General features: G+C 56.5%; 17 protein-coding genes. 4 read left to right on the top strand and 13 right to left on the bottom strand.

Features of this window, described 5'->3' with window-relative positions:
* Window positions 1-24: 24 nt before the first annotated feature.
* Entirely contained in the window at window positions 25-927 is a 903-nt protein-coding gene (locus VF709_RS07445) for a LysR family transcriptional regulator (protein ID WP_095427227.1), read from the bottom strand.
* 145 nt (window positions 928-1,072) lie between these two features.
* Here VF709_RS07445 and VF709_RS07450 point away from each other — a divergent pair, with 145 nt between their 5' ends.
* Complete coding sequence (locus VF709_RS07450) at window positions 1,073-2,287, top strand: MFS transporter (RefSeq protein ID WP_095427228.1); 1,215 nt, start codon at window positions 1,073-1,075, stop codon at window positions 2,285-2,287.
* A gap of 75 nt (window positions 2,288-2,362) precedes the next feature.
* On the opposite strand, the gene flgL is transcribed toward VF709_RS07450, so the two are convergent.
* The 11 genes from flgL to flgB form a co-directional block, all read right to left on the bottom strand.
* Window positions 2,363-3,316 (bottom strand): flagellar hook-associated protein FlgL, encoded by a 954-nt coding sequence (flgL, locus tag VF709_RS07455; RefSeq protein ID WP_013097131.1) that lies wholly within the window; start codon window positions 3,314-3,316, stop codon window positions 2,363-2,365.
* 14 nt (window positions 3,317-3,330) lie between these two features.
* Window positions 3,331-4,968, bottom strand: coding sequence for a flagellar hook-associated protein FlgK (gene flgK, locus VF709_RS07460; protein ID WP_062934265.1), 1,638 nt, complete (start codon window positions 4,966-4,968; stop codon window positions 3,331-3,333).
* Between the two features lie 75 nt (window positions 4,969-5,043).
* Window positions 5,044-5,997: a flagellar assembly peptidoglycan hydrolase FlgJ gene (gene flgJ, locus VF709_RS07465; RefSeq protein ID WP_020689612.1), complete on the bottom strand. Its 954-nt coding sequence runs from the start codon at window positions 5,995-5,997 to the stop codon at window positions 5,044-5,046.
* The gene (locus tag VF709_RS07470) at window positions 5,997-7,094 is read right to left on the bottom strand and encodes a flagellar basal body P-ring protein FlgI (protein WP_013097134.1); all 1,098 of its coding nucleotides are present in this window, start codon (window positions 7,092-7,094) and stop codon (window positions 5,997-5,999) included. The genes flgJ and VF709_RS07470 overlap by 1 nt, the downstream gene beginning before the upstream one ends.
* A gap of 12 nt (window positions 7,095-7,106) precedes the next feature.
* Window positions 7,107-7,805, bottom strand: a complete 699-nt coding sequence (flgH, locus tag VF709_RS07475; RefSeq protein WP_003857987.1) for a flagellar basal body L-ring protein FlgH — start codon at window positions 7,803-7,805, stop codon at window positions 7,107-7,109.
* Between the two features lie 57 nt (window positions 7,806-7,862).
* The gene (gene flgG / locus VF709_RS07480) at window positions 7,863-8,645 is read right to left on the bottom strand and encodes a flagellar basal-body rod protein FlgG (protein ID WP_008500810.1); all 783 of its coding nucleotides are present in this window, start codon (window positions 8,643-8,645) and stop codon (window positions 7,863-7,865) included.
* An 11-nt stretch (window positions 8,646-8,656) separates the two neighbouring features.
* A complete protein-coding gene (locus tag VF709_RS07485) occupies window positions 8,657-9,412 on the bottom strand; it encodes a flagellar basal body rod protein FlgF (protein WP_013097135.1) in 756 nt (251 codons plus the stop codon).
* Window positions 9,413-9,432: 20 nt separating this feature from the next.
* Window positions 9,433-10,641: a flagellar hook protein FlgE gene (flgE, locus tag VF709_RS07490; RefSeq protein WP_013097136.1), complete on the bottom strand. Its 1,209-nt coding sequence runs from the start codon at window positions 10,639-10,641 to the stop codon at window positions 9,433-9,435.
* A 26-nt stretch (window positions 10,642-10,667) separates the two neighbouring features.
* On the bottom strand, window positions 10,668-11,378 hold the full coding sequence (gene flgD, locus VF709_RS07495) for a flagellar hook assembly protein FlgD (RefSeq protein ID WP_013097137.1): 711 nt from the start codon (window positions 11,376-11,378) through the stop codon (window positions 10,668-10,670).
* 11 nt (window positions 11,379-11,389) lie between these two features.
* Window positions 11,390-11,794, bottom strand: coding sequence for a flagellar basal body rod protein FlgC (gene flgC, locus VF709_RS07500; protein ID WP_013097138.1), 405 nt, complete (start codon window positions 11,792-11,794; stop codon window positions 11,390-11,392).
* Window positions 11,795-12,214: a flagellar basal body rod protein FlgB gene (gene flgB, locus VF709_RS07505; RefSeq protein ID WP_013097139.1), complete on the bottom strand. Its 420-nt coding sequence runs from the start codon at window positions 12,212-12,214 to the stop codon at window positions 11,795-11,797.
* 157 nt (window positions 12,215-12,371) lie between these two features.
* Here flgB and flgA point away from each other — a divergent pair, with 157 nt between their 5' ends.
* The 3 genes from flgA (at window position 12,372) to flgN (ending at window position 13,845) form a co-directional block, all read left to right on the top strand.
* Window positions 12,372-13,028, top strand: coding sequence for a flagellar basal body P-ring formation chaperone FlgA (gene flgA, locus VF709_RS07510; protein ID WP_013097140.1), 657 nt, complete (start codon window positions 12,372-12,374; stop codon window positions 13,026-13,028).
* Window positions 13,029-13,121: 93 nt separating this feature from the next.
* A complete protein-coding gene (flgM, locus tag VF709_RS07515; protein WP_013097141.1) occupies window positions 13,122-13,415 on the top strand; it encodes a flagellar biosynthesis anti-sigma factor FlgM in 294 nt (97 codons plus the stop codon).
* 4 nt (window positions 13,416-13,419) lie between these two features.
* Entirely contained in the window at window positions 13,420-13,845 is a 426-nt protein-coding gene (flgN, locus tag VF709_RS07520) for a flagella biosynthesis chaperone FlgN (RefSeq protein ID WP_028027944.1), read from the top strand.
* Between the two features lie 59 nt (window positions 13,846-13,904).
* On the opposite strand, the gene murJ is transcribed toward flgN, so the two are convergent.
* Window positions 13,905-15,440 (bottom strand): murein biosynthesis integral membrane protein MurJ, encoded by a 1,536-nt coding sequence (gene murJ / locus VF709_RS07525; protein ID WP_023620179.1) that lies wholly within the window; start codon window positions 15,438-15,440, stop codon window positions 13,905-13,907.
* Window positions 15,441-15,555 lie beyond the last annotated feature (115 nt).

The following is a 15,555-nucleotide window of genomic DNA, read 5'->3' on the forward strand; positions in this document are numbered from 1 at the left end:
AAGCCGACCTTCGGGTCGGCTTTTTTATGGCTGCTGTAGCGGCTTTCTCATTCCAGTGACCTCCGGCATGATCTGCCGCATCAACTCCAGAAAACGCCGCAAGCGCGCCGGATAGTAACGGGACCAGGGGTAAACCAGATGCACCGGTAACGCCGCCGGCTGCCACTCGGGAAGTAAATGCACCAGCCGCCCTTCCCGAATATCCTCCTGCACTGTCCAGCTTGATACCACCGCCACGCCAAGCCCGGTGAGAGCCGTATTACGTGCGACATACAGACTGTCGGTACTGAGGCGGGGAGTAATCGCCACGCGCGCGGTGGCTGGCGAGGCATCGTGAAAAAGCTCCACATGGCGCTGGTAGAAAGAGCTGATGGCTATCCAGGGAAGCTGCTGCAAATCTTCCGGGGTGTTAACCGCCGGAAAACGGGCCAGCAATGCCGGAGAAGCCACCACTGAGCGCGGCACCTCAGCCAGCAGCACGGACACGGTCGCCGGGTCAACCTCGACGCCCACCCGAATCGCACAGTCAAGGTTGTCGCCGAGGAAGTCAGCCGACCGGTCGTTGAGCATCCACTCAATAGAAAGCTGCGGATAACACTGCAGAAATTCGGTTAACGGTTTCAGGAGCTGATCCTGACCAAACGCGTGCGGGGCGCGTACCCGCAGGACGCCTACCGGTTCGTCTTCTGTCTGCCCTACCTCATCTTCCAGTGCCAGCCAGCTGTCAATCACCCGACGGGCGTGCTGATAGCAGCGCTCGCCGTCATCCGTCAGACGCGTCGTGTGAGTAGTGCGCAATATCAGGCGCACACCGAGCATCGTCTCAAGCGACTGCAACCGTCGGCTCACCGTGGCCTGGGTGGTTGCCAGCTGCCGTGCCGCCGCAGAGAGGGACCCGGCCTCAACAATACGAACAAACGTCCGCATTAGCTCCACTCTGTCTATACGTTCAACTCTTTTAATCATCTTTTTGCCTATACGCTAAACGTATAAGCGTTTTACCACCGGGCCCGCTACCGCTGCAAGGCGTGCTGATAAAAAATAGCCACACACGATGAATGAGGAACATCTTATGAACACAACATCCGCCGCCCATGCCGTAAGCCGCTGGGTCATCTTGATGCTGGCGCTCGGTGCGGGCTTCAGTGTGGCATCCATCTATTATGCTCAGCCTCTTCTGCCGCTGATGGGCGCTGACCTGCACCTGAGTATCGAAGGAATGGGCATGGTCCCGACGCTTACCCAGGCGGGATATGCTCTGGGGATCCTGTTCCTGCTGCCGCTCGGCGACCGCCACGACCGCAGAACACTGATCCTGATAAAAAGTGCAGCCCTGGCGCTATTTCTGCTTGGCTGTAGCCTGACCGGACAAATCCACTCCCTGCTGCTGGCAAGTCTGCTTATTGGCATGGCCGCCACCATGGCGCAGGATATCGTCCCTGCCGCTGCAATCCTTGCGCCGGAAGGCAAACAGGGGAAAACCGTCGGTACGGTGATGACCGGTCTGTTGCTGGGTATTCTGCTCTCCCGAACCGTCAGCGGCGTGGTAGGTGAGGCTTTTGGCTGGCGCGTCATGTACCAGCTGGCTTCCGCAAGCATTGCGTTTATCGGCGTTGTTATGTGGGCCGTACTCCCGCGGTTTGCCATCCACTCCACCCTGAGCTATCCGGCGCTGCTGCGTTCTATGGAACACCTGTGGCGTCGTTATCCGGCTCTGCGTCGCGCGGCGCTGGCTCAGGGTTTTCTGTCGATTGCCTTTAGCGCCTTCTGGTCCACGCTGGCGGTGATGCTGCTGGAACGTTATCACTTAGGAAGTGCGGTCGCGGGGGGATTTGGTATTGCAGGTGCTGCAGGTGCGTTAGCCGCCCCGCTGGCGGGAGGTCTGGCCGATAAGCTGGGTGCCGGAAAAGTCACGCAACTCGGTGCGCTTCTCGTGACCGTCTCATTTGCCCTGATGTTCCTGATGCCCGCGCTGGGCCTTCATGGACAGCTCATCCTGATTGCCCTCTCCGCCGTCGGGTTCGATCTGGGTCTGCAATCAAGCCTGGTGGCGCATCAGAATCTGGTGTATAGCCTTGAGCCGCAGGCCCGTGGACGCCTGAACGCCCTGCTCTTTACGGTAATCTTCATCGGCATGGCACTGGGCTCTGCGCTGGGCAGTAATATCTATACGCTGGCGGGATGGACCGGGGTGGTCGCGCTTGCGACGGTATGCGGCGTCATTGCGCTGGTCATTCGCCTGATTGAGAGCGCTCGCGTCAGCGCCGTGCAGGCAGACATCGCCTAAAAAAATGCCCAATCCAGACGGATTGGGCAGTCAAAACATGCCCAGTTTCAAGACATGTTCTAAGAGGTAAAGATGTTATTTGTTCAACTGGAACAGCGACATACCCTGCATATCGCTAAACGCTTTATAGGACGCCTGCAAGGCAGCCTGCTGCATAATGTAAGAAGAAATGGCACTGTTCCAGTCAACATCCACCAAATCGCTCATCTGCTGAGTCTGCCCCAGCGCACGGTCATCGCCCAGGTTATCGAGTTTTTCCAGTTCGTTCATCTTGGTACCCACATCCGCCACGACGGTAAGGACATTGTTCTGGGTATTGGTGATGCCGATCTGTGCGTCAGAAATCGCTTTGTTCTGCACTTCCGCCGCCGCAGAGTCGTTATCAACAGGAACCTTCAGCGCGGAAATGGCCGAGTCGAGGATCTTGAACATATTCGTCTCGCCATAACCGCCGCCAGGCAATTCTTTGGCGTTACTGGTAATACTTTCGAAGATCTGCTGACCAGTGTGGCTAATCACCATATTACGGGCGGTATCAACCTGCTGAGAGATGGCCTGTGTTCCCCCGTTGTAATCACCGGTAACGGAATCAAACGGTGGAGCTTCGGTCTTATAGCCAGCAAAAATATACCGACCATTACCATCCGCTGAGTTTGCCAGGTTCATCAGCTGATCGCGGATACCCTGCAAGTCACTCGCCAGTGACAGACGATCGTCATCACTTAACGTGCCATTTCCTGCGTTAACGAGTTTCTCTTTCGCACTGGTAATTGCCGCGTTAACCTGGCTCAGCACGTTATCTTCCAGAGAGACTTTTTGCGTGGCGAATGTTCTCGCCAGGGCAAACTGGCTATTCTGGGATTGAGATTGTGACAACACAACCGCCTGCGACGCCGCAATAGGATCGTCCGACGGACGGTTAACACGCTTACCGGTGGACATTTGTTCACCGTAGCTCAGCCACTTACTCTGGGAATCGGTGATTCCCCGCATGTTCTGGTCGTACATCATCTGGGTGCTAATACGCATTTTTCACCTCAGCCTTAGCGAATATTGATAATTGCATCAAAAAGCGTGCTGGCAGTTTGTAAAACCTGCGCATTGGCAAGGTAATACTGCTGATAGCGCTGCAGGTTGCCATACTCTTCGTCGAGGTTTACCCCAGAGATGGACTGCTGCTGCTTAGTCAGTTGCGTCGCCACATTCGCTTTCGTTTCGCTGCTGGTTTTCAGCGCGGCGGTTGAGCTGCCGACCGTACTGACAAGGGAAGCATAGGCATCGTTGAAAGTCTTATTGCCGCCAACAACCTTACTGTTTTGCAGATCGAGCAGTTTTTGGCCATTGCGGTTGTCGCTCTCGCCGCCGTTGCTTGCGGATGCCATAGCCAGTTTGGACTCATCTTTGAACTTGAGCTCCATATTGACGATGACATCAGAAACAGGCTTGACGATGAAACTGTCTTTGGCGTTCGCGCTACCGGTCACGTTGACGCTCAGGCCATCAAAGGAGAGATTGCCACTTGCGTCCGGGGCCATGGTGAAGCTGGTTTTATCCGAACGGGTAATAGTCCAGTCGGTGCCGTTAAACTGCAGCTTATAATCGGTTGCCTGCACTTTGGTGCTGTCTGCCACAGTGGCCGTCATTGCGGCCGTACCGGTATTGCGACTGTTGGTTACCACGGCTGGCGAACCAAAGTCGAACAGCTTGCCACCGGCATCGCCATTGGCATCAAACCCGGCTTCATGCTGCTTATTCATCGCGTCCGCAAAGGCCAGTGCCAGCTGATTGAGGTTGTTGCGCGCTTTATCCAGATCTTCTGAGCGGAACGTAAACAAGCCCCCCAGAGAACCGGTGGTGATCATTTTCTCGGGAATTTCGACGTTGCCGGACACCTCATCGCTGTAGGCGATAGTCGTCCGGGTCGGATCGGCGCTGGATTTCACCGCAGCTAACTGGTTTGCTTTGCTCCCCTGCACCAGGCTGTAACCGTTGCCAAAGGAGACGTTATAGGTGCCACCGTCCTGAACAGCCACTTCAACACCCACAATTTGGTTCAGCTCACTCACCAGCTGATCGCGCTGATCCAGCAGGTCATTTGGCGATGAACCTGCCCCTACGCCGGTAAGACGTGAAATCTGATCGTTCAGATTCGCAATCTGTTTTGCGTAGTTGTTGATCTGCTCAACGCTTGAAGCGATGGCGGTATTAACCTGAGAATCCTGATCGCGAAGATACTGGTCGTTCGTTTTAAACTGATTGACCAGACCATCCGCTTTTCCCAGCACCGTCTGTCTTGCGGCCGGGTCCTCCGCGTTGCTCACCAGCGTTTGCAGGCTTTTAAAGAAATCCTGAAGCGTCGTCGAAAGTGAGTTGGTGGAATCAGAGAGCACATCGTCAATTTTTGACATCTGCTGATAGCGCGTCGTCAGACCGCTACTCTGCGTTTGCGCGGCGCGCAGTTGGTTGGTGATGAAAGCATCATATTCACGCTGCACACCAGACACATACACCCCGTTGCCCACCCAGCCACCGCCGGTCAGCGTGCTGTTAGACGCACCCAGCACGGTCGTCTGGCGGGTGTAACCTGCCACGTTATAGCTTGAAATGTTATTACTGACGGTATTGAGTGCCGCCTGAGCAGCACTGAGGCCACTCATGGCGCTGTTAATCAAACTGGACATGGAGGTTCCTTTTATTCGTTCAGACACGAGTCCTGATGAAAGTTATCGGCAGCCTCCACCGGGACTTGAGAAATTTCAGAACAGATTTTCGATATCTGTGCTATAGGCTTTGCTGACTTTCTCGCCCATCGATTTAAGCTGCTGAATCATGCTGGTGAGCTTACGCGCATAGTTCGGATCGGTGGCATAGCCCGCATTTTGCAGGGCCTGCGCACCCTGCTCAGGCGTAGCCGCCTGCGTAACGGCGGCATAACGCGGGTTGCGGCTCAACAGGCCTACATAATCGGACAACGCTTCCAGATAAGAGCTGTAAACGCGGAATTTTGCTTTGATCTTCACAGCCGCTCCGTTTTCATATTCGGTGGTGGTGATCTCCGTTGTCGGCCCCTTCCAGCTGGCATTCGCCTTCACGCCAAAGATGTTGAAGCTCGGCTCGCCGTTTTCCTTACGGATCTGGCGCTGACCCCAGCCCGATTCCAGCGCGGCCTGGGCCAGAATCAGGTGATGTGGCACCCCACTCTGTTCACTGGCAAGACGGGCTGGCAGCGAAAGCTGTGCCAGGAAGTCTTTGCTGTCGCCGGAGAGCGGCTCATCGCTGCTCACCGTCGCCTTCGGTATCGCTTTACGCACCATTTGCGTCAGCGCCTGGTTCTGATAGCTGGTCACCGTTTGCAGGTCGAACTTCATCGGCACCTGCTGCGGCTCATCCTTCGGCTGGATCCCCTGCGCGGCTTCGGTCTGTTTGACTATCATGTCAGCCAGACCGAGCCCTTTACCGGCGGTCATCTGCTGCGCAATCTGTTGGTCATACATGCTGGTATACAGGCGCGTTGAATCACTGCTGAACATGCCGTCTTTAGGCAGAGTTTCACGCATGCTCTTCAGCATCATCTGTACAAACATCCCCTCCACCTGGCGGGCGACCGGGCGGATATTCGCCGCCGGGTCTTTGCCTGCCTGGGTTTTCAGTTCGTTAAGCGACTGGGCATCCCAGGCCGCGCTGGTCAACAGTTTGCTATCGGTCAGCATCAGATGATTTCCAGTTTGGCGCGCAGACAGCCCGCACTTTGCATGGATTGCAGAATAGACATCAGATCCATCGGCGTTGCACCCAGGGCATTCAGGGCACGCACCACGCTGTTGAGGTTGGCACTGGAGCGTACGCTCTGCAGCGAGCCCCCACTCTGACGCAAATCGATCTGGGTTTGCGGCGTTACCACCGTCTGCCCACCACCAAACGGGGTATCCGGCTGGCTGACGTTGGCGGAGCGGTTGACCGTTACCGAGAGGTTACCCTGCGCCACGGCGCAACTGTCCAACGACACTTCACGGTTCATCACCACCGAACCGGTACGGGAGTTGATGATCACTTTGGCATCCTGAACAGGGACATTCACTTCCATGTTCTGGATATCGGCCAGCATGCGCACCTGGTTGCTGCCGCCCGTTGAGGTGCGGATCTGCACGGTACGGGCGTCCAGCGCCGTCGCACTGCCATAGCCGCGGCTGCGGTTGATGGTGTCGGCGATCTGCTGCGCCATGGTGAAATCTTCGTTGTTCAGCTGCAGGTTGATGGTATTCCCCGCGCCGAACTGGGTCGGCAGTTCACGCTCAATGATTGCACCGTTAGTGATACGCCCGCCGTTCAGCTGGTTGACCTGCACGCTGCTGCCGCCTGCAGAGGCTCCCGCGCCGCCTACCAGAATGTTACCCTGCGCCAGAGCATAAACCTGGCTATCCACCCCTTTCAGCGGAGTCATCAGCAGCGTACCGCCGCGCAGGCTTTTGGCGTTACCCATGGAGGAAACCACCACATCGATGGTCTGCCCCTGACGCGCAAACGCCGGGTAGGAAGCGGTTACCATGACCGCCGCCACGTTTTTCAACTGCATGTTGGTGCCCGCCGGTACGGTGATACCGAGCTGGGACAGCATGTTGTTCAAGCTCTGGGTGGTGAATGGCGTCTGGGTGGTCTGGTCACCCGTGCCATCCAGGCCAACCACCAGACCATAGCCAATGAGGGAGTTTTCACGCACGCCCTGAACGCTGGTGAGATCGCGAATGCGGTCAGCCTGGGCAAATGTTGCCACCAGCATCAGCGCCACGGCGAAGATCGATTTAAACATGGGTCACCTCGCTTACATCGGCGATAAATTAAGGAAGAAGCGCTGCAGCCAACCCATATTTTGCGCTTCGTTGATATAGCCGTTACCGACGTATTCAATGCGCGCATCCGCCACCTGGGTGGACGGAACGGTGTTGGTGCCGCTGATGGTGCGAGGGTTAACCACACCGGAGAAGCGAATGAACTCAGTGCCCTGGTTAATGGCGATCTGTTTTTCACCCACCACATGTAAATTGCCGTTAACCAGCACCTGGTCAACCGTTACCGTCAGCGTGCCGCTGAAGGTATTGCTGGCGTTCGCGCCACCTTTACCGTTAAAGGTATTGCCGCCAGACGCCTCAACATCCGCACGTGCATTGCCGAAGAGTCCCTGCAGATAGCGCGGTACGGTATCGAAGCCAAAATTGGTTTTGCCATCGCGGCTGGCATTCGCCGACGAGCTCTTGCTCGCGCTGACGTTCTCCTGCAGCACAATGGTCAGGGTATCGCCGACGTTACGCGGGCGACGGTCTTCAAACAGCGGCTGATAACCATAGTTGATCGGTTGCGCGGTCTGGAAAATGGAGCCGTTCACCACTGGCGCAGGGCCAGGAACGGGTTGGGCGGTCGTCGCACCCTGGACCAATGGTTTAGACGGGATCCAGGCACATCCGCTAAGGGTGACGGCCAGAACAGTCAGAATCGGATAACGAAACGCCGCGTTTTTTTGCATTGCCTTCATCTTCGAAAACAGGGAGCCGGTGCGGCATTCACCGCACCGGGCTGCGCCTTAGAGTTGCGTCAGTTTCTGCAGCATCTGGTCGGTCGTCGACACTGCTTTACTGTTAATTTCATACGCGCGCTGGACCTGGATCATATTCACCAGCTCTTCCGCCACGTTCACGTTCGAGGTTTCCACATAACCCTGATACAGCAGCCCTGCCCCGTTCAGGCCCGGGGTGCTCTCATTCGGCGTACCGGAGGATTGCGTTTCGGTGTAGAGGTTCTCGCCAATGCTTTCCAGACCGGTATCGTTCATGAAGGTGGTCAGGTTGAGCTGCCCCACCTGAACAGGCGCGGCCTGTCCCTGCTGGGTGACGCTCACCACGCCGTCACGCCCGATGGTGATGCTCAGGGCATTCGCCGGGATCGTGATAGCAGGCTGAACCTGGAAACCACCGGCCGTGACCAGCTGGCCGTTCTGATCGACCTGGAACGAGCCGTCACGGGTATAGGCAGAGGTCCCGTCAGGCAACTGCACCTGGAAGAAACCCTGGCCTTTAATGGCGACGTCTTTGCTGTTGTTGGTCTGAGACAGGTTGCCCTGGCTGTGCAGACGCTCGGTGGCGACCGGACGAACACCGGTACCGATCTGCAAACCTGACGGCAGCGTGGTTTGCTCAGAGGACTGCGCACCCGGCTGACGAATGGTTTGGTAAAGCAAATCTTCGAAAACGGCACGCTGACGCTTGAAACCATTGGTGCTGACGTTTGCCAGGTTGTTGGCAATCACATCCATATTGGTTTGCTGCGCGTCCAGGCCAGTTTTCGCGATCCATAAAGAACTGATCATAGGGAGTCCTGTTAACTCATAGCCAGAAGTTGGTTAGCTTTGCCCGCGTTTTCATCAACGCTGCTGATAATCTTCATCTGCATTTCAAAACGACGGGCGCTGGCGATCATGTCGGTCATGGCTTCGACCGGCTTGACGTTGCTGCCTTCCAGAACACCGGACATCACTCGAATGGTCGGGTCGGCCTGAAGCGTGGCGCCACGGGTGGCCTGAGCCGCCTGGGTCAGACGGAACATACCGTCATCACCACGCTGCACCTCTTTGCCATCCGCTTTGACCAGCTTCAGACGCCCGACGGGCGCAACGGTATTGGCCGGGTCGCCTGGGTTCAACGCGGAGATGGTACCGTCTGCGGCGATGGTCAGCTCTGAGCCTTCCGGCACCGTCAACGGACCCGCTTCACCCATTACCGGGTGCCCCTGAATCGTCAACTGGCCCGTGGCACTGACCTGGATATTACCGTTGCGGGTATAGCCTTCGCCGCCGTCTGCCGTTTGCACGGCCAGCCAGCCGTCCTGCTGCAGAGCAACGTCCAGCGGACGGGCGGTGTAATCCATCTGCCCTGGCGTCATGTCTGCACCCGGCGTGGAGGCGGTCACCAGCGTACGCGTCGGCAGGGACAACCCTTCTACCGGCACCGCACGCAGCGCATTGAGCTGTGCGCGGAACCCCGGCGTAGAGGCGTTCGCCAGGTTGCTGGCGGTAACGGCCTGCTGATTGAGCGTCTGACTTGCCGCGCCCATCGCGGTATATATTGCGTGATCCATTGCGCTTTCCTGTTAGCCGCTTAACGCAGGTTAACCAGCGTGTTGAGGATCTGATCCTGGGTCTTGATGGTCTGCGCGTTCGACTGATAGTTACGTTGCGCGACAATCATGTTCACCAGCTCTTTACTCAGGTCGACGTTAGAGGCTTCCAGCGCACCGTTGGTCAGCGTACCGAAGTTACCGGAACCCGCGGTACCCAGCAGCGCGACGCCGGAGGACTGCGTGGCAGACCAGACGTTGTCACCTTCAGACTTCAGACCTTCGTTGTTGGCGAAGTTTGCCAGCACGATCTGGCCCAGAACCTGGGTCTGTTCGTTGGAGTAGTTACCGACCACGGTGCCGTCGTCGTTGATCTGGTAGCTCACCAGGTCGCCCGGTTTAAAACCATTCTGGCTGGTTCCAACGATGTTGTTCGCACCGGTGTTCTGCTGCATGGAGTTCGCAAAACTCATGGCGAAGGTCGCAGGCGTGGCACCAGGAATGGTCGCAGTAGTCAGGTTGATGTTGCCACCGCCGATCAGCGTACCGTTGTTGTTGAAGGTCAGCGTCGTGGCGAGAGAGGCCGTGCTGCCTGCCACGCTACCGTCCTGGGCATACACTTTCCAGGAGTTAGCCGGGGTCGCATCTTTGACGTAAAACAGGTTCATGTTGTGCGCATTACCCTGGCTGTCAAAGACGGTGACCGTACCTTTTTTGTTGTAAGTATCCGGGTTGGCCGGATCAAAGGCGGTGGTCGGTGCGGTATCGGTGGAGTTGAGGTTAATCTGCTGGGAAGCCGTGGTGGTGGCCTTCGCGGCCATCAGCGTGGTCGGGATATTAATAGGCTGTGGGTTCGCACCGGTCTGAACCGTTGATGGCGTCCCGGCAACCGGATAACCGGTTAATTGCATCCCCTGCATGTTCACCAGGTTACGGTTTTCGTCCAGCTTGAACTGGCCGTTACGGCTGTAGAACACCGAGCCGTTAGCATCGACCATACGGAAGAAACCGTTCTGGCTGATGGCAACGTCCAGGCCACGACCGGTATTGGTGGTGGTGCCGTCGGTAAAGTCCTGGGTAATGCCTGCAACTTTTACGCCCAGACCCACTTTGGAACCGGCAAACATATCTGCAAATGAAGCAGAACCGGATTTAAAACCATAGGTCGCGGAGTTGGCGATGTTGTTGCCAATGACGTCCAGGTTGGTGGCCGCAGCATTCAGGCCGCTGACCGCTTGAGAAAAGGCCATGACTTACTCCTGATAAGTGTTAAGGCTTAGATAATCTGCCGAACTTCGTCGAGTGTGGTGGTACCAGAAGTACCCAAATCCAGTTTGTTGCCATCGCTACCTTTAATGACGCCCTGGACCAGCGCAAACTGCAGCGGCTGAGCCACCAGCTGGGTAGAGCCATTGCTGGCACTGATTGCCACTTTGTAAGAACCGTTTGGCGCTTTGGTGCCGTCGGCCAGGCTGCCATCCCAGGTAAAGGTATGAACGCCCGCCTTCAGTTCGCCGATATCAATCGTGCGAACCACGGCACCGGTAGCGTCGGTGATCGTCGCGGTGACTTTGTCGGCCGCCTGCTGCAGCTCAACGCCAAACGGCGTGGTGGTGGTGGTCGTGTTGCCTTCGGTGGTGCTGGTGCCCGCCAGGATCGTGGTGCCCGGGATCATCACCCCGTGACCAATCAGGCTCGCAGCCTGCAGGGACTGGCTGTTATCAATTTGCCCGGAAACAGAGCCGAGGGTGGTATTGAGTTTCTCAATGCCGCTGACGGTACTGATCTGCGCAAGCTGCGTGGTCAGTTCGTTGTTCTGCATGGGGTTGGTGGGATCCTGGTTCTTCAGCTGTGCCACCAGCAGCGTCAGAAAGCTGCTTTGCAGATCGGAGGCGTTACTTCCCGTCAGGGAGCTGGAACCCGTCGAACTTTTGGCGCCACTGACGCCCGAGTTCGTTGGATCATTCACATTAACGGCGATGGACATGCATGTCTCCTTTACTGGCCGAGAGTGAGGGTTTTGAGCATCATGCTCTTCACGGTATTAAGCACTTCGACGTTTGCCTGGTAGCTACGTGAGGCGGACATGGAGTTCACCATCTCCCCCACCACATCCACGTTTGGCATTTTCACGTAGCCGTTCGCATCCGCCAGCGGGTTGCCGGGCTCATACACCAGCTTGTCCGGTGCCTGGCTTTCCACCACGTCAGAGACTTTCACCCCGCCCGTCGCCGCGCCTGGTGCAGCATCCACCTGGAACACCACCTGCTTTGCACGATAAGGCTGTCCGTCAGGTCCGGTCACGCTGTCGGCGTTCGCCAGGTTACTGGCAGCCACGTTCAGGCGCTTGGACTGCGCGGTTAACGCCGAGCCGGCGATATCGAAAATATTCAGCAAGGCCATTTATCCGTTGCCCCCCTGCAGGACGTTCATCATGCCTTTGATCTGTCCGCCGAGTACGGTCAGGCCCATCTGGTATTTCAGGCTGTTATCGGCAAACTGCGTACGCTCCCGGTCCATATCCACGGTGTTACCGTCGAGTGAAGGCTGGTCGGGAATGCGATAAAGTAAATCGGTCGTGGGCGCCGTCATCGCCTGAGCAGGAATATGGCGTGAGGAGGTCAGAGCGAGCGCGACACCGCTCCCTTCTGCACGTCCACGCTCCATCACTTTTTTAAGCTCACTGGAAAAATCAATATCGCGCGCCTGATACCCTGGCGTATCGGCGTTGGCAATATTGGCGGCTAAAATCTCCTGCCGCTGGGCGCGTAAATTGAGCGCTTCCTGCTGAAAACGTAACGCGGCGTCGAGTTTATCGAGCATGTCTCCTCCGCTGATGGCAAAATTTCAGTTCACAGCTTAAATCTCACCCCGTCACCCCTATCGACGGAATAAGCGCAAAATGCGTCGCTATTTATTCCGTTGATGCAAAACCACTGCAGGTAGAATCCTCTCAATTCGGGTAACGGTGGAATGTGCGATGCAAACGTTAAAACGCGGCCTGGTGGCTACGGCCCTGCTTTTCAGCCCCCTGGTACAGGCTGAAGTACAGGATCAACTGACGGCTTTCTTTGCTCAGCAACTGGCGGGCTTTAGCGACGAAGTCAACGTCACCGTGCGCACGCCACCTAATCTCTATCCCTCCTGTGAGCAGCCGTCGTTCAGCGTAACGGGCACCACAAAACTGTGGGGGAACGTGAACGTGCTGGCGCGCTGTCCGGGAGAAAAACGCTATTTACAGGTTGCGGTACAGGCGACGGGCAATTATGTTGTGGCCGCCGTTCCCATTGCTCGCGGCAGCATGTTGCACGCCAGTAGCGTGACTCTGAAACGCGGTCGTCTGGATCAGCTTCCGCCGCGCACCATGCTTGACATTAACCAGGCACAGGATGCCGTCAGCCTGCGTGATGTCGCGCCAGGCCAGCCGATACAGCTCTCCATGCTGCGTCAGGCATGGCGGGTTAAAGCGGGTCAGCAGGTGATGGTGGTGGCCAACGGCGATGGTTTTCAGATAAACAGTGAAGGGAAGGCATTAAACAATGCCGCGGTGGCGCAAAATGCCCGCGTCAGGATGTCCTCAGGCCAGGTGGTTAGCGGAACCGTCGATTCTGATGGGAATATTCTGATTAACCTATAATCTTTTTAAAGAAATCGCTGCGACTGCCGATAAATAATCAACTAATGATGATGTCAGGCGCCAACGCCGCGAACCCTCGATGAGGACAACACTATGAGCATTGATCGTACATCAGCCCTGAAGCCGGTAAGCGCTGTACAGCCTCGCGAAACGAATGACGCCACGCCGCAGAAAACGCGTGTGGAAAAACCGTCAACGTCCAACAGCACCAGCGTCACCCTGAGCGATGCTCAGGCAAAACTGATGCAGCCAGGCAGCAGCGATATCAATATGGAACGCGTGGAAGCGCTGAAAACGGCTATTCGTAATGGTGAGCTGAAGATGGATACCAGCAAAATTGCTGACGCCCTGATTCAGGAAGCACAGAGTTTCTTACAGAGTAACTAACCGTATGAGTCGACTGTCAGAAATACTGGATCAAATGACGGTTGTCCTGAACGACCTGAAAACGGTCATGGACGCGGAGCAACAGCACCTCTCTTCCGGTCAGATCAACGGCAGCGCGTTGCAGCGTATTACGGAAGATAAAAGTTCGCTTCTGGCGACGCTGGATTATCTGGAACAACAGCGTCGCGCTGAGCAAGATCCTAAGCGCAGTGCGAATGACGATATTGTAGAACGCTGGCAGACCATTACAGAAAAAACCCAGCATCTGCGCCATCTCAATCAGCACAACGGCTGGCTGCTGGAAGGCCAGATTGAGCGTAATCAGCAAGCGCTTGAGGTGTTAAAGCCGCATAAAGAGCCCGGGCTGTACGGTGCGGATGGTCAAACATCAACGGCACGTGTCACGGGCGGGAAAAAGATTTCGATTTGAAGCCCAGGCGACAAATCAGGCAGCGGGGAGCACCCTAAGGTGAACTCCCCTTTTGGCGTTTATGCGGTACGGCGGGCAAACTCTTTCACTTTGAAGCCCAGCACCGCGAGCGTCGCAAAGTAGGCCACAACCCCAACACCCACAACGGCCATCAGCCGCATCAGACGGTAAAGCATGGTGCCCTGCGACCATTCCGGCATGACATGCAGCATGCCAAGCAACGCCGCTGCCATAACCAGCACCGCAACGATCAGACGCACAAAGAAGCTTTTCCAGCCCGGCTGCGGCGTGAAGATATCCTGCTTACGCAACTGCCAGTACAACAGCCCGGCGTTGAGACAGGCCGCAAGACCAATAGACAAGGCCAGACCGGCGTGCTTCAGCGGGCCAATAAAGGCCAGGTTCATCAGCTGAGTCATAATCAGCGTCACAATGGCAATTTTCACCGGCGTTTTGATGTCCTGGCGCGAGTAGAAGCCTGGTGCCAGCACTTTAACGACGATCAGCCCCATCAGCCCCACCGAATAGGCAATCAGCGCCTGCTGCGTCATCGACGCGTCAAAAGCGGTGAATTTGCCGTACTGGAACAGGGAAACGGTCAGGGGCTGCGCGAGGATCCCCAGCGCTACCGCACTCGGCAGCGCCAGCAGGAAGCAGAGACGCAGCCCCCAGTCCATCAGACGGCAATATTCGTCATGGTTTCCGCTGGCAAAACTTTTCGACAGCGACGGCAGGAGAATAGTCCCCAGCGCCACCCCCAACACCCCGGAGGGAAACTCCATCAAACGGTCCGCGTAATACATCCACGAAACGGAACCGGATTTGAGGAAAGAGGCGAAGATAGTGTTGATGATAAGCGAGATCTGGCTAACCGAAACCCCGAGAATGGCAGGCCCCATCTGCTTAATCACGCGCATCGCACCGGCGTCACGGAAATTAATTCGCGGCAGAACCAGCATGCCGATTTTCTTCAGATGCGGCAGCTGATACGCCAGTTGCAACACGCCACCTGCCGTCACCGCCCAGGCCAGCGCCAGCACCGGCGGGTTGAAATGGGGCGCGGCGAACAGCGCAAAGCCAATCATGCTGATGTTAAGGAAAGTTGGCGCAAAGGCCGGAACGGAAAAACGGTTCCAGGTATTGAGGATTGCCCCCACCAGCGAGGCCAGGGAGATCAGCAGGATATAAGGAAAGGTAATACGCAGCAGTTGAGTGGTCAGGGCAAATTTATCTGCCGAGTCCGCAAAGCCGGGTGCCGTCACCATAATCACCCAGGGCGCAGCCAGCATCCCGAGTACCGTTACGATCGCCAGGGCCAGCGTCAGGAGGCCTGAAACGTAAGCGACAAACACGCGCGTGGCGTCTTCACCCTGCTTGCTTTTATATTCCGCCAGGATAGGAACGAATGCCTGGGAAAATGCCCCCTCGGCAAAAATGCGACGCAATAAATTCGGCAATTTGAACGCGACGAAAAAGGCGTCCGTTGCCATCCCTGCACCAAATACTCTTGCCACAATCGCATCGCGCGCAAAACCCAGCACGCGGGAAAACATGGTCATCGAGCTGACTGCCGCCAGCGATTTTAATAAGTTCATTAATGAGAATTCCCACAACCCTACGGATTTCCAGGACGGGTAAGCGAAAGCGCCACCCATTGAAACCAACAAACGGCGCTTAGTCTACCCGGATTTAAGGGAATTACTATCGGCA

It is taken from the genome of Enterobacter sp. Lyrl_3 (assembly GCF_051948675.1).
GTDB classification, from domain to species: Bacteria; Pseudomonadota; Gammaproteobacteria; order Enterobacterales; family Enterobacteriaceae; genus Enterobacter; species Enterobacter cloacae.